At 62.8% G+C, this 16,849-nt stretch carries 16 protein-coding genes; 9 read left to right on the top strand and 7 right to left on the bottom strand.

The window, feature by feature from the left end; translation table 11 throughout:
* The first annotated feature begins 27 nt into the window (after positions 1-27).
* A complete protein-coding gene (gene yrfG, locus FPB55_RS01100) occupies positions 28-690 on the top strand; it encodes a GMP/IMP nucleotidase (protein WP_009683782.1) in 663 nt (220 codons plus the stop codon).
* 129 nt (positions 691-819) lie between these two features.
* Here yrfG and lysM read toward each other — a convergent pair whose 3' ends face one another.
* Positions 820-1,260 carry a peptidoglycan-binding protein LysM gene (gene lysM, locus FPB55_RS01095; protein ID WP_009683781.1) on the bottom strand — a complete coding sequence of 147 codons (441 nt, stop codon included), beginning with the start codon at positions 1,258-1,260 and terminating at the stop codon, positions 820-822.
* Positions 1,261-1,438: 178 nt separating this feature from the next.
* Between lysM and fdhD the strand changes: the two genes are divergently transcribed.
* The 3 genes from fdhD to FPB55_RS01080 all read left to right on the top strand — a co-directional run bounded on the left by fdhD (position 1,439) and on the right by FPB55_RS01080 (position 5,333).
* Complete coding sequence (gene fdhD / locus FPB55_RS01090) at positions 1,439-2,269, top strand: formate dehydrogenase accessory sulfurtransferase FdhD (protein WP_047150096.1); 831 nt, start codon at positions 1,439-1,441, stop codon at positions 2,267-2,269.
* 5 nt (positions 2,270-2,274) lie between these two features.
* The gene (locus FPB55_RS01085; RefSeq protein ID WP_125854942.1) at positions 2,275-4,620 is read left to right on the top strand and encodes an FdhF/YdeP family oxidoreductase; all 2,346 of its coding nucleotides are present in this window, start codon (positions 2,275-2,277) and stop codon (positions 4,618-4,620) included.
* Positions 4,621-4,853: 233 nt separating this feature from the next.
* Positions 4,854-5,333: a glycine zipper domain-containing protein gene (locus tag FPB55_RS01080; protein WP_054890280.1), complete on the top strand. Its 480-nt coding sequence runs from the start codon at positions 4,854-4,856 to the stop codon at positions 5,331-5,333.
* 54 nt (positions 5,334-5,387) lie between these two features.
* On the opposite strand, the gene FPB55_RS01075 is transcribed toward FPB55_RS01080, so the two are convergent.
* The 3 genes from FPB55_RS01075 to hslO form a co-directional block, all read right to left on the bottom strand.
* Complete coding sequence (locus tag FPB55_RS01075; protein WP_054890281.1) at positions 5,388-5,828, bottom strand: thioesterase family protein; 441 nt, start codon at positions 5,826-5,828, stop codon at positions 5,388-5,390.
* Positions 5,829-6,091: 263 nt separating this feature from the next.
* Positions 6,092-7,633, bottom strand: a complete 1,542-nt coding sequence (locus tag FPB55_RS01070) for a phosphoenolpyruvate carboxykinase (RefSeq protein WP_009681239.1) — start codon at positions 7,631-7,633, stop codon at positions 6,092-6,094.
* A gap of 179 nt (positions 7,634-7,812) precedes the next feature.
* Entirely contained in the window at positions 7,813-8,712 is a 900-nt protein-coding gene (gene hslO / locus FPB55_RS01065) for an Hsp33 family molecular chaperone HslO (protein ID WP_054905720.1), read from the bottom strand.
* Between the two features lie 109 nt (positions 8,713-8,821).
* On the opposite strand from hslO, the gene FPB55_RS01060 reads away from it, so the two are divergent.
* The gene (locus FPB55_RS01060; RefSeq protein ID WP_009681237.1) at positions 8,822-9,616 is read left to right on the top strand and encodes a phosphatase PAP2 family protein; all 795 of its coding nucleotides are present in this window, start codon (positions 8,822-8,824) and stop codon (positions 9,614-9,616) included.
* Positions 9,617-9,699: 83 nt separating this feature from the next.
* On the opposite strand, the gene FPB55_RS01055 is transcribed toward FPB55_RS01060, so the two are convergent.
* On the bottom strand, positions 9,700-10,101 hold the full coding sequence (locus FPB55_RS01055; RefSeq protein ID WP_144187360.1) for a S4 domain-containing protein: 402 nt from the start codon (positions 10,099-10,101) through the stop codon (positions 9,700-9,702).
* A 109-nt stretch (positions 10,102-10,210) separates the two neighbouring features.
* On the opposite strand from FPB55_RS01055, the gene FPB55_RS01050 reads away from it, so the two are divergent.
* Both FPB55_RS01050 and rimK read left to right on the top strand, forming a co-directional pair.
* The gene (locus FPB55_RS01050) at positions 10,211-10,693 is read left to right on the top strand and encodes an ATP-dependent zinc protease (RefSeq protein ID WP_009681235.1); all 483 of its coding nucleotides are present in this window, start codon (positions 10,211-10,213) and stop codon (positions 10,691-10,693) included.
* Positions 10,690-11,595: a 30S ribosomal protein S6--L-glutamate ligase gene (gene rimK / locus FPB55_RS01045; protein ID WP_009681234.1), complete on the top strand. Its 906-nt coding sequence runs from the start codon at positions 10,690-10,692 to the stop codon at positions 11,593-11,595. The genes FPB55_RS01050 and rimK overlap by 4 nt, the downstream gene beginning before the upstream one ends.
* 112 nt (positions 11,596-11,707) lie before the next feature.
* Here rimK and FPB55_RS01040 read toward each other — a convergent pair whose 3' ends face one another.
* Both FPB55_RS01040 and ompR read right to left on the bottom strand, forming a co-directional pair.
* On the bottom strand, positions 11,708-13,021 hold the full coding sequence (locus tag FPB55_RS01040; protein WP_115293245.1) for an ATP-binding protein: 1,314 nt from the start codon (positions 13,019-13,021) through the stop codon (positions 11,708-11,710).
* Between the two features lie 13 nt (positions 13,022-13,034).
* Positions 13,035-13,775 (bottom strand): two-component system response regulator OmpR, encoded by a 741-nt coding sequence (gene ompR / locus FPB55_RS01035; protein ID WP_009682249.1) that lies wholly within the window; start codon positions 13,773-13,775, stop codon positions 13,035-13,037.
* Positions 13,776-13,991: 216 nt separating this feature from the next.
* Between ompR and FPB55_RS01030 the strand changes: the two genes are divergently transcribed.
* Entirely contained in the window at positions 13,992-16,316 is a 2,325-nt protein-coding gene (locus FPB55_RS01030) for a Tex family protein (protein ID WP_009682248.1), read from the top strand.
* A complete protein-coding gene (locus tag FPB55_RS01025; RefSeq protein WP_009682247.1) occupies positions 16,316-16,699 on the top strand; it encodes a PaaI family thioesterase in 384 nt (127 codons plus the stop codon). The genes FPB55_RS01030 and FPB55_RS01025 overlap by 1 nt, the downstream gene beginning before the upstream one ends.
* Positions 16,700-16,849: the final 150 nt, after the last annotated feature.

Below are 16,849 nucleotides of genomic sequence, written 5' to 3'. Positions count from 1 at the left end.
GGCTTGCCGACTGATCGAGAGTTTCCCATGCCTGTTCTTCCCTGGTCTGCCATCGATACCGTCCTGCTGGATATGGACGGCACCCTGCTCGACCTGCATTACGACAACCGCTTCTGGCTCGACCACCTGCCCCAGCGCTATGCAGAGCTGCATGGCGTGAGCCGGGCCATGGCGGAGATGGAGCTGCAGCCGCTGTTCGAGCGCAATGCCGGCACGCTGAACTGGTACTGCCTGGACTTCTGGAGCCGGGAGCTGCGCCTGCCGATCCGGGAGCTGAAACGGGAAATTGCCGACCTGATCGCGTTGCGCCCGGATGCCGACACGTTCCTGGCGGCGATTCGAAATGCCGGCAAGCGCGTGGTGATGATCACCAATGCCCACCGTGATTCGCTGTCGCTGAAGCTGGAACGGGTGGAACTGGCACCGTATTTCGAGCGGCTGATCAGCTCGCATGATTATGGTTACCCGAAGGAAAGCCCACAGTTCTGGGACGCCTTGCAGGCGGACATCGGTTTTGAGCCGGGGCGTAGCCTGTTCATCGATGACACCCTGGCGATACTGCGCAGCGCACGGCGCTTTGGTGTGGCGCACCTGCTGGCTGTACGCCAGCCCGATAGCCAGGCGCAGCCGCGCGATACTGAAGAGTTTGCTGCGGTCGAGGATTACCGGGAGCTATTGATTGGCCTGTAAGCGCCCTGGCACCGGCTACGCCGGTGTTCGCGGGCACGCCCGCTCCCACAGGCGACCACCGGCCTCAGCTTTGCAGCAACCTTGTGGGAGCCGGCTTGCCGGCGATAGGGCCGATAAAGCCTGCAAAAATCAGTCAGGAATACGCAGTACCTGCCCCGGATAGATCTTGTCCGGGTGCTTGAGCATTGGCTTGTTGGCCTCGAATATCTTGTTGAACTGATTGGCATTGCCATACACCACCAGGGCAATCGCCGACAGCGTGTCACCCTTCTTGACCGTGACCAGGCGTGCGGCTGTCACGACCGGGCCGGTCACAGTGATCTGGTCATCGACGCTGGCCACACCCTCGATGTTGCCCGCCGCCAGCACAATCTTCTCCTTCTCTTCCTGGCTGGCGACTTCACCCTTGAGGATCACTTTGTCGCCCTCCACGGTCGCCGTGATGTTCGGGTTGCCGAGGCCGACATTCTCCACGTGTTTCTTCAACTGCTCTTCGGCTTTGGCATTGCCCGGAGTCAGCAGGTCGATCAACTTCTCGCCTGCTTCCTTCACGAAACTGATCAAGCTCATAGCACTCTCCTTGTTCACGAAACCTCGAAACCAGCAGTCTAGGCCAGCTTTGCTAATGCCGCCCGCCTGCGACCAATCGACGCGCTCTATCAAGGGATAGAGGCTAGCGATTAGACGCCACAGGCCCACGCGCCTAGGCTTGTGCTACACCAAGCCGCCGAATGAACAGCCTGCCCCGATGAACAGCAAACCTCCGGTCTGCACGGCCTCATCGCCCTTGTCCCTGCCGGCCGCCAGCAACACCTACGCATACGTCCAGCTCAGCGACGGTAAAGGTGACAGCACGCCGCTGGCCGAAGAGGTTGCGTTGGCCATCGTCTACAACGGCCTCAACCAGGCAGTGATGCTGGTCAGCCCGACCGACCTGGAAGATTTCGCCGTCGGTTTCAGCGTGGGCAGCGGCATCGTCGAAGGCACTTCGGAAATCTACGACCTGAAGCTCTCGGGCAGTGGCTCTGCCCTGTATGCAGACCTGGAAATATCCAGCCGAGCCTTCTGGAACCTGAAAAACCAGCGCCGGCAGCTGGCCGGCACCAGCGGCTGCGGCCTGTGCGGGGTCGAGGCGCTGGAGCAGGCGTTGCCAGAACTGGCCGTGCTGCCCGGTGCGCCGCTGCCACCGGCAGCGTGGCTGGTGGGCCTGCGCGAGCGCATCGATGCATTTCAGCCGCTGGGCCAGCACTGCGGGGCGGTGCATGCCGCGCTGTTCATGGACCGCCACGGCGAACTGCTGCTGGGCCGTGAAGACATTGGCCGGCACAACGCCCTCGACAAGCTGATCGGCGCGCTGCTGCGCCAGGGCATCGACAGCCAGGGCGGCCTTGCGATCGTCACCAGCCGCTGCAGCCTGGAACTGATCCAGAAGGTGCTGCGCGCCGGCATCCAGACCTTGGTCAGCCTGTCCGCCCCCACCGGGCTTGCCCTGCAGTGGGCGCGCAAGCACAACCTCAACCTCATTCATCTACCCAAGCACAGCGCACCGCGGGTCTACAGCCCGGCGGCGGAGTCGTAACAGTCGTGACCTCGTACCAGCACCTACCGGACAATGCCCCAGCCTCAACCCCTCGCTACAAGCCCTACCACGGCCCTGCCGGTGGCTGGGGTGCGCTGCGCAGCGTGGCCAAGGCCTGGGTCGGCAGCGATAACGCGCTGAAGAACATTCGCGCCCTGCTCAAGACCAACCAGAACGGCGGTTTCGACTGCCCAGGCTGCGCCTGGGGCGATTCGCCAGAAAGCGGCATGGTCAAGTTCTGCGAGAACGGCGCCAAGGCCGTGAACTGGGAGGCCACCAAGCGCCGTGTCGACGCTGCCTTCTTCGCCCGTTACAGCGTCACCGCCCTGCTGCAGCAAAGCGACTACTGGCTGGAGTACCAGGGCCGCCTCACCGAGCCGATGGTCTACGACGCGACCAGCGACCGCTATCAGCCGATCAGCTGGGACGCCGCTTTTGCCCTGGTCGCTCGCGAGCTGAACAAGTTGGCCACACCTGACCAGGCCGAGTTCTATACCTCGGGGCGGGCCAGCAACGAAGCAGCCTACCTGTACCAGCTGTTCGTGCGCGCCTTCGGTACCAACAACTTTCCCGACTGCTCGAACATGTGCCACGAAGCCAGCGGCGTGGCGTTGGGGCAAAGCATCGGGGTGGGCAAAGGCACGGTCACGTTCGACGACTTCGAACATGCCGACGCGATTTTTGTCTGGGGCCAGAACCCCGGCACCAACCACCCGCGCATGCTCGACCCGCTGCGCGACGCGGTGAAACGTGGCGCTCAGGTAGTTTGCATCAACCCGCTCAAGGAGCGGGGCCTGGAGCGCTTCCAGCACCCGCAGAACCCGCTGGAAATGCTGACCAACAGCGACCGCCCAACCAACACGGCATTCTTCCGCCCGGCGCTGGGTGGCGACATGGCGCTGCTGCGTGGCATGGCCAAGTTCGCCCTGCAGTGGGAGCGTGAAGCCCAGGCCAAGGGTGAACCGGCGGTGTTCGACCATGCCTTCATCGCCGAGCACGGCCATGGCGTGGACGATTACCTGGCCGTGGTAGATGCCACGCCATGGGACCACATCCAGGCGCAATCCGGCCTGCCCATGGCCGACATCGAACTGGCGGCGCGCATGTACTGCCGCGCCGAGCGGGTCATCATGTGCTGGGCGATGGGTATCACCCAACACCGACACTCGGTGCCGACCATTCAGGAAATCGTCAACCTGCAGATGCTGCGCGGCAATATCGGCGCACCAGGCGCAGGCCTGTGCCCGGTACGTGGCCACAGCAACGTGCAGGGCGACCGCACCATGGGCATCAACGAGCGCCCACCCATGGCGCTGCTCGAGGCCATGGAAAAGCGCTTCGGCTTCCCCGTGCCACGGCACAACGGCCACAACACGGTCGAAGCGATTCACGCCATGCTCGACGGCCGGGCCAAGGTGTTCATCGGCCTGGGCGGCAATTTCGCCCAGGCCACGCCGGACACCGAGCGCACGGCGCAGGCGCTGCGCAACTGCGAGCTGACCGTGCACATCAGCACCAAGCTCAACCGCAGCCACCTGGTTCATGGCAAGCAAGCGCTGATTTTGCCGTGCCTGGGCCGTACCGACATCGACCTGCAGGCCGACGGGCCGCAAGCGGTAACGGTCGAAGACTCGTTCAGCATGGTGCACGCATCCAACGGCCAGCTCAAACCGCTGTCTTCGCAGATGCGCTCGGAGCCGGCGGTCATTGCTGGCATCGCCGCCGCTACGCTGGGCAAGAAACCCGTGGACTGGCACTGGCTGGTCGCCGACTATGCGCGCATTCGCGACCTGATCGCCGACACCATCACGGGCTTCAGCGGCTTCAACCACCGCCTGCAACACCCAGGCGGCTTCTACCTGGGCAATAACGCCGCCAGCCGCACATGGAAGACCAACACCGGCCGCGCCAACTTCAAGGCCAACCTGCTGCCCGATACGCTGCTTGACGACCGTGTGCGTGCCAGCGGCCAGTTACCGGACCTGATCATGCAGTCGATGCGTTCGCACGATCAGTACAACACCACCATCTACGGCCTGGACGACCGCTACCGTGGCGTGCGCGGCCAACGCGAGGTGCTGTTCGCCAACGAAGCCGACATCATCCGCCTGGGCTTCCAGCCGGGGCAGAAGGTCGACATCGTATCGTTGTGGGGGGATGAACACGTCCGCCGGGTGCACGGCTTTACCCTGCTGGCGTTCGATATTCCGGCCGGGCAGGCGGCGGCTTATTACCCGGAGGTGAACCCGCTGGTGCCGCTGGAGAGCATTGGCGATGGCAGCCATACGCCAACCTCGAAGTTCATCGCCATCAAGCTGGAGCGGGCGCGGGACGACGGGCGTATTCTGTAATAAAGTTGCCGCGAAGAGGCCAGAAGCCCCAACGCCAAAAACCAAAAAGCCCTGTTCCGCAAGGTTCAGGGCTTTTGCCATAAAGACCTCAGACAGCCGAAAACGGTTTAAGTTTCACAACAAATACAGTCACTTAGAGAATTGTGTACAACTCGTGTTACTCGTCGGATTTCCGTTGCCAGCCACCTCGCTTAGCCTCAAATTCGCCTCGTCATCCTTATGAGGCTCTCTTGATGAAGAAGTACTCCTCGATTTTGTTGTTGTCTTTCAGCTTGCTCAGCGGCGTTGCCATGGCAGGCGGCACCACCGAGGCCGGCATTGGCGGCGCATTGGGTGGGGTACTGGGCTCCGTTGTCGGTAACTCCATCGGCGGTAGCACCGGCGGCGCCATTGGTGCCGGCCTGGGCGGTGCGGCCGGCGGTGCGCTGGGTGCCGACAAGCGCCAGCGCGGTGAAGCCGCTATTGGCGGTGCCCTGGGCGCGGCAGGCGGTAACGTGGTGGGTCGCTCGGTAGGCGGTACTACCGGTAGCTACATCGGCGCGGCTGCCGGCGGCGGTGCTGGTGGTGCGCTGGGTAACTACCTGGGCAACAAGGCCGACGCCGATGAGCGCCATGACGACCGTCGCTACCGCCGTGGCTACGATGACCGTCGCCACTACGACCGTGGCCATCACTACGGCCACCGCAAGCACAAGCGCCACTGGCGCGACTAACGCCTGAGGGCCCTGCCCCGGCAACAAGAACCCCGCCCCTTCCGGCGGGGTTTTTTATGCGTGTTGTTCCAGCACCAAGCCGGAAAGAATCACCTGAAGCGCCTCTGGCAACGCCACAGGCCGGCCACTGACACGCTCGATGAAGACTTGCACCACCGTGCCGGCCGCGCAGGCCTCGGGCTCACCTGGGCGATACAACGCCAGGCGGTACTCCACCGTACTGCCCGCCAGGCGCGTTACGCCCAGCCCAACTTCCAGCACGTCCGGGAAGCCCGGCAATGCATAGAAATCTGCTGCCGAACTGACCACGAAAGCCGCCAGCTCGCCGTCACGCAGGTCCAGCTCGGCCTGCTCGACGAGAAACGCCTGGATCGCCGTTTCGAAGAAGCCGTGCACCGTGGCCCCGGCGATATGGCCATTGAGGTCGTTGTCCTGCGGGCGGGTGAGAATCGGGTGAAAGTGGGAGAAGGCAGTGCGCTGAGGGGATTCGGTCATCTGGCTGACTCTTGTCTTCGCAGTGGATGCTGACAGTGAAACAGAAAAACCAGGTTCCCGCTGCCTGCACCTCACCTTGTAGGAGCGGCCTTGTGTCGCGATGGGCCGCAAAGCGGCCCCGACAATTTATGCAGTGACGCCAAAACCCCGGGGCCGCTATGCGGCCCATCGCGACACAAGGCCGCTCCTACAAGGCATTGCATCAGCCGGATAACAAAAAAGCCGCCAATGCTGGCGGCTTTCTCATTGCGGCTGGTTGCAGCTTACAGCTGCGGACCAGCGGCCTTGATGGCGTCGGAAACTTCAAACTTCTTGAAGTTCTCGATGAACAGCTTGGCCAGGCCTTTGGCGGCCTCGTCGTAGGCAGCTTTGTCAGCCCAGTTGGTACGCGGGTTGAGCAGTTCGGTATCAACGCCTGGGACGGCCTTCGGTACGTCCAGGTTGATGATGTCCAGGTGCTCGGTTTCGGCACCGACCAGCGCGCCGCTCTGGATGGCAGCGATCACCGCGCGGGTGGTCGGAATGCTGAAGCGCTTGCCAACGCCGTAGCCACCACCGGTCCAGCCGGTGTTGACCAGGTAGACCTTGGAGTTGAAGCCGTTGATACGCTTGATCAGCAGCTCGGCGTACTCGCCAGCCGGGCGTGGGAAGAACGGTGCACCGAAGCAGGTCGAGAAGGTCGACTTGATGCCGCCGCCCGAGCCCATTTCGGTGGAACCGACCAGCGCGGTGTAACCGGACAGGAAGTGGTAGGCAGCCTGTTCGTTGTTCAGGATCGACACCGGAGGCAGAACACCGGTCAGGTCGCAGGTCAGGAAGATCACTGCGTTTGGCTCACCGCCCAGGTTCTTTTCCGAACGCTTGGCAACGTGCTCCAGCGGGTAGGCCGCACGGCTGTTCTGGGTCAAGCTGACATCGGTGTAGTCAGCGTGCTTGTTGGCGTCGAGAACGACGTTTTCCAGCACAGCACCGTGCTTGATGGCTTTCCAGATGACCGGCTCGTTCTTCTCGGACAGGTCGATGCACTTGGCATAGCAGCCGCCTTCGATGTTGAAGACAACGCCTTCGCCCCAACCGTGCTCGTCGTCACCGATCAGGTAACGGCTTTCGTCGGCCGACAGGGTGGTTTTGCCGGTGCCGGACAGGCCGAAGAACAGGGTCACATCGCCTGCTTCGCCGATGTTGGCCGCGCAGTGCATTGGCAGCACATCGGCAGCCGGCAGCAGGAAGTTCTGCACCGAGAACATGGCTTTCTTCATTTCACCGGCGTAGCGCATGCCGGCGATCAGCACTTTCTTCTGCGCGAAGTTGATGATCACGCAACCGTCGGAGTTGGTACCGTCACGCTCAGGTACGCACTCGAAGTTGGCCACGTTGAGCACCTGCCACTCGCCGCGACCCGCCGGGTTGTACTGCTCAGGGTTGATGAACAGGCAACGGCCGAACAGGTTCTGCCAGGCAGTCTGGGTGGTCATTTTCACCGGCAGGTAGTGCTCGGCGGCAGCCCCTACGTGAACGTAGGAAACGAAGTGATCCTGGGCGTTGTTGAACGCCTCGACGCGGTCCCACAGGGCATCGAACTTGTCGGCCGGGAACTTGCGGTTGATCGGGCCCCAGGCGATGGCGTCCTGGGTGGAAGGCTCTTCGACGATGAAACGGTCAGCCGGCGAACGGCCAGTACGGTGACCGGTCTCCACGACCAGCGCGCCGGTATCGGCTAGTACACCTTCACCGCGTTGCAGCGCTTCTTTTACCAGCTCATCGACGCTCAGGTCGGTGTACACGGTGTTATTGGCTTGCGTCATGAGATACCCCATCCGGCCCGAGGCCGAGTGCTCCAAACGTTTTGTAGTTGTTCCGAAAAAACTACTACAGCGAAAAAAGTGGCCGGATTATGCCAGAAAAGCCCAAAAAAAGTAGGCCCCTCCTGTCAGAACTGCGTTTTTGCGCAATTCGACAGGAGATTTTCCTGAGCTTAAACGTTTCAGTGGCGAGTTTCTGAGGCTACGTCCGTGCCGCCGCCGGCAAACAGTTGCGCCACATCGCTGGCGTCGAAGAAATAGCGCTGGTTGCAGAACTGGCAATCGATCTCTACCTGCCCACCGCACTCTTGCACCAGTGCCTTGGCGTCATGCTCACCCAGGCTGACCAGGGCATTGCCGGAACGTTCGCGTGAGCAGCTGCATTTGAAGCGCAGCGGCTGTTCATCGAACAGGCGCACGGCATCTTCGTGGTACAGGCGGTGCAGCAGGGTTTCATTGGCTTCTGCCCACTCTTGCGGCTTGAGGGTCTGGGCCAGGGCAACCACGTGCTGCCAGCTGTCTTCGCGCTCTTCATCGTCCGGCTGGCGATCGCGTGGCAGTTGCTGCAGCAGCAGGCCGCGCGCCTTGCCAGCTTCGGCATTCAGCCAGAACCGCGTGTTCAACTGCTGGGACTGAACGAAGTAGTTGGTGAAGCACTCCGAGAGGTTGGCACCATCGAGGTCGACGGTCCCCTGATAACGCTGGCCCTTGACCGGGTCGATGGTCAGGGTCAGGTGGCCGTCGGGCATCAGCTGCGCCAGGCTGGCGTCGGCCGGGATCTGATCCGCCTCGTATCGGGCCATGCCGCGGATATCACGGTCACCGGAGCACTCGACCATCAGCAGCGGGATCGGCCCGGCGGAGCGCGCCTGCAGTATCAGCAGGCCGTCGAACTTCAAGGCACCGACCAGCAAAGCGGTGGCGGCCATCAGCTCGCCAAGCAGGGTTTGCACCGGCTGTGGGTATTCATGACGCGCCAGCACTGCAGCGTAGCTGTCATCGAGAGACACCCACTCGCCGCGCACATCGCGCTCGTCGAAGATGAAACGTTGGGTGAAATCTTTTTCTGGCAAGTCGCTCATGGTTGTCTGGCTATCTGAAAATGATGACAAAATAATGGAAGGGAATCAGTAATCCCATCGCAGAGCGCCTTCAGGCGCTCGTTTCCCTTATAGGAGATAGAGGTATCTTATGGATAATCGACCACTGTTCCAAGCAAGGTGGTCCTGGGGACCGCTGGCAGCCTGCACGCTGCTGCCGATCGCTCTACTGTGTTTCTGGTTATGGCCTTTTGGCCAGATCCTGTGCCTGACTTTCGACGAGTGGCTGTTCCACAGCCTCAATGCACCGTTGGCTGACAACACCACCTGGCGCTATATCTGGACCGTGGGCAGCATGCGCCCGTTCGACATCGTGGTCGGCCTGATCCTGCTGGCACTGCTGATCCGCGGTGATTGGGTGTTCAAAGCAGCGCAGGTTCGCCAGGCGTTTTTCGGCTTTCTGGTCACGCTGCTTCTCTTAGTGGTGATTCGCGCGCTGTTTTCCAAGTGGGTGGATGCCGCGGGCTGGCAACACAAGAGCCCCTCGATGATGTTCGACGACGTGGTGCACCTGAGCGACTACTACCCCCACCTGGAAGCCAAGTGGGAGCTGAAGGACCGCTCCAGCAAGAGTTTCCCCGGCGACCACGCCTCGGTGTTGTTGATCTGGGCATTGTTCATGAGCGTGTTCAGCCGCCGCCTGATGCAGTTCGTGGTGATCTGGGCGCTGGCGGTGCTGTTCATGCTGCCGCGCCTGGTGGCCGGCGCGCACTGGGGGCAGGATGACTACATCGGCGGGTTGCTGATGGCAGTGCTGGCGTTGGGCTGGAGCTATTACACGCCGTTGGCGGCCAAGGGTAGCGCGGCACTGATGCGCTGGACGGCGCCGTTGTTCTCGATTGCTGCGAAATTGCCGTTGGTCGGGCGGTTGGCGGTAGTCCGCTAGACCCCTGGGGGCTGCTGCGCAGCCCATCGCGACACGAGGCCGCTCCTACAGCACTGCCTGCACCCTTGTAGAAGCGGCCTCGGCTATTCGAAGTTCCCATGCAGCTGGTGAATCTGCCGCCGCTGCTTCTTGTTCGGCCGGCCATCGGTAGTTACCCCCATCGCCCCTGCCTTGCGCATTTCGGCTGCCTGCTCCCTGCGTCGCACACTCTCTTCGGTCTCTTCGTACAGCGTCTGCGCCTCGGGCGCCCCACGCCGCACCACCGACAACGCCTTCACCACCACGGTGCGCTCATCGAAGCCGGTACGCAGCACGAATTCGTCGCCCACGCGCGGCTCCTTGCCCGGCTTGCAACGCTCGCCCCGGCAATGCACCTTGCCGCTCTCGATCGCGGCCTTGGCCAACGCCCGCGTCCTGTAGAAACGAGCCGCCCACAGCCATTTGTCCAGGCGCACCTTATCGTCGTCTTCGGCTTTTTGTGCCATTGCGTTACCTCGGATTCTGTCTTTCATTGAACTGTACTACCTTCACTTACGGATGCAAAAAGTCCCCGCCGTGCTTACAGTTCACCACCTCATTCGCAGGGTGTGCTTAGTGAAGACATTTGACCATTTGACTGTAATCGGCCTGCGTGAGTGGGTCGCCTTGCCCGACCTCGGTGTGGCCGGGCTGCGCGCCAAGATCGACACCGGCGCCAGCACCTCCAGCCTGCACGCCACCGATATCGAACCCTTCGAGCGTAATGGCCAACCCTGGGTGCGCTTCACCGCGCACCTGGGCACAGTAGTGCAGTTGCGCCATCGCCGCTGCGAAGCACCTTTGGTGAACAGAAAGATCATCCGCAGCTCTAACGGGCATGCCCAGACCCGTTATGTCATTCGCACGCCACTGGCGTTGGGTGACCGTGTGTGGGAGGTCGAATTCACCCTGGCCTGCCGCAAGAGCATGCGCTACCGCCTGCTGCTCGGCTCGAAGGCCCTGGTGCAGGGCCAGCTGGTGGTCAACCCAGGCGTAAAGTACGTGCAAGACAAACCGGCCTTCCCGGCCACCCTTTCCCCTGTCACAGGTGCTGCATGAAGATCGCTGTGCTGTCGCGCAATCCGCGTCTGTATTCCACCCGCCGCCTGGTCGAAGCCGGTACTCAGCGTGGCCACGAAATGGTGGTGATCGATACCTTGCGGGCCTACATGAACATTGCCAGCCACAAGCCGCAGATCCACTACCGCGGCAAGCCGCTGGAAGGTTTCGATGCCGTGATCCCGCGTATTGGCGCCTCGGTAACCTTCTACGGCTGTGCGGTGCTGCGCCAGTTCGAAATGATGGGCGTGTACCCGCTCAACGAGTCGGTGGCTATCGCCCGCTCGCGCGACAAGTTGCGCTCGCTGCAGCTGTTGTCACGGCGCGGTATTGGCCTGCCGATCACCGGTTTCGCCCACTCGCCCGACGATATTCCCGACCTGATCCGCATGGTCAACGGTGCCCCCCTGGTGATCAAGGTGCTGGAAGGCACGCAGGGTATCGGCGTGGTGCTGTGCGAAACCCCGCAGGCAGCCGAGTCGGTGATCGAGGCGTTCATGGGCCTGAAGCAGAACATCATGGTGCAGGAGTACATCAAGGAGGCCGGCGGTGCGGACATCCGCTGCTTCGTGGTGGGGGACAAGGTGATTGCCTCGATGAAGCGCCAGGCCAAGCCCGGTGAGTTTCGTTCCAATCTGCACCGTGGCGGGGTCGCCAGCCTGATCAAGATCACCCCCGAAGAGCGCATCACCGCGATTCGCGCAGCCAAGGTGATGGGTTTGAGTGTCGCGGGCGTGGATATCCTGCGCTCCAACCATGGGCCGTTGGTGATGGAGGTGAACTCATCGCCAGGCCTGGAAGGCATTGAAGTGACCACTGGCAAGAACGTGGCCGGGATGATCATCGAGCACCTGGAGAAGAATGGCGGGCCGAATCAGACCCGGACCAAAGGGAAAGGCTGATTCACCCGGCCCTAGCGCCGACAAGCCCACAGGTACTGCACAGTTTTCAGACCTTGTGCATGACCTGTGGGGGCTGGCTTGCCGGCGACAGGGCCGGCACAGCCAACCAAACTCAAACGGCGTTACGCGGCAACAACAGCCCCAACGGCAACCGCACCCGCGCCTCGATACCGCCCCCGGACCGGTTGCGTAGCTCGACATTGCCGCCATGCTGCGCCGCAATACGCTTGACGATGGCCAACCCCAACCCGGTCCCCTTGCCACCCCGCGCCCGGTCACCCCGGATGAACGGGTTGAAGATGGTTTCCAGCTCCGACTCGTCAATACCGGTACCGCGGTCCAGCACGCTCAGCACCACGTACGGCGCACTTTCGTCACCCGAGACATAGGCTGCCACCTCGACCCCTTTGCCTGCGTGGTGCAAGGCGTTGCCGATCAGGTTGCCCAACATGCGCTTGAGCGACACGCGGCGCAGCGGGAACGGCGGGATCGGCTCCAGGCACAGGCGCACACGTTCTTCCGGCTGGTTGTAGGGGGCGACCACCTCACGCACCAGGTCCGCCAGGTCGACCTCTTCGACCGGCTCGTCCCGGCCATCACGGATAAACGCCAGGAACTGGTCGAGAATCGCGTCCATGTCTTCGATATCACGGACCATATCGTCGCTCAGGTCGTTGTCGCTGTTGAGCAACGACAACGACAAACGCAGGCGCGTGAGCGGTGTACGCAAGTCATGCGAAACCCCGGCCAGCATCAGCTCGCGTTCACGCCCGGCCTGCTCGACGTCTTCGGCCATCTGGTTGAAGGCCCTGTACACCTCGGTCATCTCGCTGGGGGTGTCGCTGATCGGCAACCGCACGCTGCGCCCCTGGCCCAGCTGGCGGGCGGCGAACACCAGACGCTTGAGCGGCTGGTTCAACTGCCGCACGAAGATCCACGCCGAAGCGGTGGACAACAGGCCAATGGCCAGGAACCAGCCCAGCACGTTCCAGATTTTCTGCCCGCGTAGCGGGTGCGGGTACAACGGCACCTTCAACCAGCCCGGGCCCAGGCTCGGCGCATTTACCCACAGCGCCGGCGGCGCATGAATGCGCAGGCGTACTTCGGTGTCATCGCCCAGCTCGGCCTGCATCTGGCGTTGGTAGATTTCGCTGTAGGGCCAGTGCTGCTCGCCTTCGGGCACGCCCGAGCCGGTCACACGAATGAGGCCTGCCGCCTCGGCGATCTTGTCGCGGTTTTCTTCGTCGGCAGCCCAATACGCGCGCAAAGTCAGCGCCACACCGTGGCTGTACTGCCGGTCGACCAGTACGTCCTCGTTCATCAGCAGGTAGACCAGGGTCAGGGCCTTGGAGAACAGGACAACGATCAACACCAGCCACAGGGTGCGGGCGAAGAAGCTTTGCGGAAACCAGAGCGGTGTTTTCATCGACGGTCAGGCATCACTTTCCGGCGTTTCCGTCCGGCACGAACACGTAGCCCACGCCCCACACGGTCTGAATGTAGCGGGGCTTGGACGGGTCGGGCTCGATCATGCGCCGCAGGCGCGAAATCTGAACGTCGATGGAGCGCTCCAGGGCATCCCATTCACGGCCACGGGCCAGGTTCATCAGCTTGTCGCGGGTCAGCGGCTCACGGGCATGCATGACCAGCGCCTTGAGCACGGCGAACTCACCGGTGGTGAGCATGTGCACTTCGTCGCCACGCTTGAGTTCGCGGGTGGCCAGCGACAACTCGTAGTCGCCGAAGGTGACCGACTCGTCTTCGCTACCCGGTGCCCCTGGCACGGTGGGTGCCTGGCGGCGCAGCACGGCCTTGACCCGGGCCATCAGCTCGTCCGGGTTGAACGGCTTGCCCAGGTAGTCATCGGCACCCAGCTCCAGGCCCTTGATGCGGCTGAGCTCGTCACCCTTGGCAGTGAGCATGATGATCGGGATCTGGTTGTTGTGCTGGCGCAGGCGCTTGCACGCCGACAGGCCGTCTTCGCCTGGCAGCATCAGGTCCAGCACCACCAGGTTGAAGACCTCGCGGGACAGCAGGCGGTCCATCTGTTCGGTGTTGGGCACCGCGCGGGCTCGGTAGCCTTTGCTGGTGAAGAAACGTTCCAGCAGGCTACTCAGCCCTGGATCGTCGTCGACGATGAGAATCTTTTCACCTTCTGCGGTGTTCGGCGTGCCGGTCATGAATAACTCCTCTGAGATCGCCGGGCATTATGGCGTAGCCATTGCAACGCGTGCCGTGAGCATTGTTAGCAGATTTTTCCCCGGGCGCCAGTTCCGACTGGCCGGGCGCCATCACCGCAAGCGGTTTGCGATGGGTATAATGCGCCGCTTTCATCCTGCGCCGCCGGGCGAAAGCCCATAGGCGACCCCCGTATTCACAAATGTCAGGTGGTTTACATGGACAGCATCAACAGCCGTATCGCCGAGGAACTGGGCGTACGCCCCCAGCAGGTCGAGGCGGCCGTGGGCCTGTTGGACGAAGGCTCGACCGTGCCTTTCATCGCCCGTTACCGCAAGGAAGTGACCGGTAGCCTGGACGACACCCAGCTGCGCCATCTGGAAGAGCGCCTGCGCTACCTGCGCGAACTCGACGAACGCCGCGCCAGCATCCTCTCCAGCATCGAGGAACAGGGCAAGCTGACCCCGGAACTGGCCCGCGAAATCAAGCTGGCCGACACCAAGACCCGCCTCGAAGACCTGTACCTGCCGTACAAGCAGAAGCGCCGCACCAAGGGCCAGATCGCCCTCGAAGCCGGCCTCGGCGAGCTGGCCGACGGCCTGTTCAACGACCCGTCACTGACCCCGGAAAGCGAAGCGGCACGCTTCGTCGATGCCGACAAGGGCGTGGCCGACGTGAAGGCCGCCCTGGAAGGCGCCAAATACATCCTCATGGAGCGCTTTGCCGAAGACGCCGCGTTGCTCGACAAACTGCGCAGCTTCCTCAAGCAGGAAGCCGTGCTCAGTGCCCGCGTGGTGGCCGGCAAGGAAGAGGAAGGCGCCAAGTTCCGCGACTACTTCGCCCATGACGAGCTGTTGCGCACCGCCCCTTCGCACCGCGCCCTGGCAATTTTCCGCGGGCGCAACGAGGGCGTGCTGAGCGCTTCGCTGAAAGTCGGCGAAGAACTGCCGGGTACCCTGCACCCGTGCGAGCTGATGATCAGCAACCACGTCGGCATCGAGAACCGCAGCCGCCCGGCCGACAAATGGCTGGCAGAAGTGGTGCGCTGGACCTGGAAGGTCAAGCTCTACACCCACCTGGAAACCGACCTGTTCGGCGAACTGCGCGACAACGCCGAAGGCGAGGCGATCAACGTGTTCGCCCACAACCTGCACGACCTGCTGCTGGCGGCCCCGGCCGGCCCGCGCGCCACCCTGGGCTTCGACCCTGGCCTGCGCACTGGCTGCAAGATCGCCGTGGTCGACGCCACCGGCAAGCTGCTGGACCACACCACGGTCTACCCGCACGCCCCGAAAAACGACTGGGACCGGACCATCGCCATCATGGCCGCGCTGTGCGCCAAGCACTCGGTGGAGCTGATTGCCATCGGCAACGGTACCGCCAGCCGCGAAAGCGACAAGCTGGTCGCCGAACTGGTCAAGAAATATCCAGCCCTGAAAATCACCAAGGTCATGGTCTCCGAAGCCGGCGCGTCGGTGTACTCGGCCTCGGAACTGGCCGCCCGCGAATTCCCGGACCTGGACGTATCGATCCGTGGCGCCGTATCGATTGCCCGCCGCCTGCAGGACCCGTTGGCCGAACTGGTGAAGATCGACCCGAAATCCATCGGCGTTGGCCAGTACCAGCACGACGTCTCGCAGTTGAAACTGGCCCGTGGCCTGGACGCCGTGGTCGAGGACTGCGTGAACGCCGTGGGCGTGGATGTGAATACCGCCTCGGTGGCGCTGCTGACGCGCATCTCCGGGCTTAACGCCACGCTGGCACAGAACATCGTCGCGCACCGCGACGCCAACGGCCCGTTCGCCACCCGCGCGGCGCTGAAAAAGGTCAGCCGCCTGGGCGAGAAAACCTTCGAGCAGGCTGCCGGCTTCCTGCGGGTGATGAACGGCGACAACCCGCTGGACGCCTCGGCGGTTCACCCCGAAGCCTACCCCCTGGTCCAGCGCATCGCCGCCGATACCGACCGCGATATTCGCTCGCTGATCGGCGACAGCAGCTTCCTCAAGCGCCTGGACCCCAAGCGTTTCACCGACGAAACCTTCGGCCTGCCGACCGTGACCGACATCCTGCAGGAACTGGACAAACCCGGCCGCGACCCCCGCCCGGAGTTCAAGACCGCCACCTTCCAGGATGGCGTCGAAGACCTCAAGGACCTGGAGCCAGGCATGATCCTCGAAGGCGTGGTGACCAACGTCACCAACTTCGGTGCCTTCGTCGATATCGGCGTGCACCAGGACGGCCTGGTGCATATCTCGGCGCTGTCGGAGAAGTTCGTCAAGGACCCGCGTGAGGCGGTCAAGGCCGGCGACGTGGTCAAGGTCAAGGTCATGGAGGTGGACATCCCGCGCAAGCGTGTGGGCTTGTCGATGCGCATGAGCGACACCCCGGGCGAAAAGGTCGAAGGCAACCGCGGCGGTAACCGTGGCCCGGCAGGCAACCGCCAGCAACAGGCGCCGCGCCAACGTGAAACCGCTACCGCGGCCCCGGCCAACAACGCCATGGCCGCGCTGTTCGCCAACGCCAAGCAGCTGAAGAAGAAGTGATGGACATACCACGCGAATATGTCGAAAGCGCCTTCAGCCAGCTCCTTGGCTGCCGCCTGCAACGCCTGGAGCCCGGCGTTGCCGAGGTCGCCCTGGCGCTGCAGCCGCAGTTGCGCAACCGTGGCCAGAAGCTGCACGGCGGGGCTATTTTCAGCCTGGTGGATATCGCCATGGGCCTGGCCTGTTCGGCCAACCATGGCTTTGACCAGCAAAGCGTCACCATCGAATGCAAGATCAACTACATGCGCGCCGTCAGTGACGGCGAGGTCCTGTGCACCGCCCGCGTGCTGCATGCCGGGCGGCGTACCCTGGTGGTCGACGCCGACGTAGTCCAGGGCGACAAACTGGTGGCCAAGGCGCAAGGAACCTTTGCGGTTCTCTAGCTCACCAAGCAGTATCTGCGGTATTTTCAGCAGTGCGCTGGCACTGCTGGATCCGCGTAAACCAGGCGACAACGCCAGTTCCTTTCTCCCTACCCTTGTAGACCGTTATCTCTACCCCCATATTGGGGCGACTGACGCGTGAAGGAATAC

The organism is Pseudomonas sp. BJP69, from assembly GCF_007633355.1.
Classification (GTDB): domain Bacteria; phylum Pseudomonadota; class Gammaproteobacteria; order Pseudomonadales; family Pseudomonadaceae; genus Aquipseudomonas; species Aquipseudomonas juntendi.
The sequence above is the reverse complement of the archived record's forward strand: the minus strand, read 5'-3'. Positions and strand labels throughout refer to the sequence as shown.

Coding starts and splice junctions, on each gene's coding strand:
- yrfG (WP_009683782.1), top strand. CDS start 28: ATGCCTGTTCTTCCCTGGTCTGCCATCGATACCGTCCTGCTGGATATG.
- lysM (WP_009683781.1), bottom strand. CDS start 1,260: ATGAGCTTGATCAGTTTCGTGAAGGAAGCAGGCGAGAAGTTGATCGAC.
- fdhD (WP_047150096.1), top strand. CDS start 1,439: ATGAACAGCAAACCTCCGGTCTGCACGGCCTCATCGCCCTTGTCCCTG.
- FPB55_RS01080 (WP_054890280.1), top strand. CDS start 4,854: ATGAAGAAGTACTCCTCGATTTTGTTGTTGTCTTTCAGCTTGCTCAGC.
- FPB55_RS01075 (WP_054890281.1), bottom strand. CDS start 5,828: ATGACCGAATCCCCTCAGCGCACTGCCTTCTCCCACTTTCACCCGATT.
- FPB55_RS01070 (WP_009681239.1), bottom strand. CDS start 7,633: ATGACGCAAGCCAATAACACCGTGTACACCGACCTGAGCGTCGATGAG.
- hslO (WP_054905720.1), bottom strand. CDS start 8,712: ATGAGCGACTTGCCAGAAAAAGATTTCACCCAACGTTTCATCTTCGAC.
- FPB55_RS01060 (WP_009681237.1), top strand. CDS start 8,822: ATGGATAATCGACCACTGTTCCAAGCAAGGTGGTCCTGGGGACCGCTG.
- FPB55_RS01055 (WP_144187360.1), bottom strand. CDS start 10,101: ATGGCACAAAAAGCCGAAGACGACGATAAGGTGCGCCTGGACAAATGG.
- rimK (WP_009681234.1), top strand. CDS start 10,690: ATGAAGATCGCTGTGCTGTCGCGCAATCCGCGTCTGTATTCCACCCGC.
- FPB55_RS01040 (WP_115293245.1), bottom strand. CDS start 13,021: ATGAAAACACCGCTCTGGTTTCCGCAAAGCTTCTTCGCCCGCACCCTG.
- ompR (WP_009682249.1), bottom strand. CDS start 13,775: ATGACCGGCACGCCGAACACCGCAGAAGGTGAAAAGATTCTCATCGTC.
- FPB55_RS01030 (WP_009682248.1), top strand. CDS start 13,992: ATGGACAGCATCAACAGCCGTATCGCCGAGGAACTGGGCGTACGCCCC.
- FPB55_RS01025 (WP_009682247.1), top strand. CDS start 16,316: ATGGACATACCACGCGAATATGTCGAAAGCGCCTTCAGCCAGCTCCTT.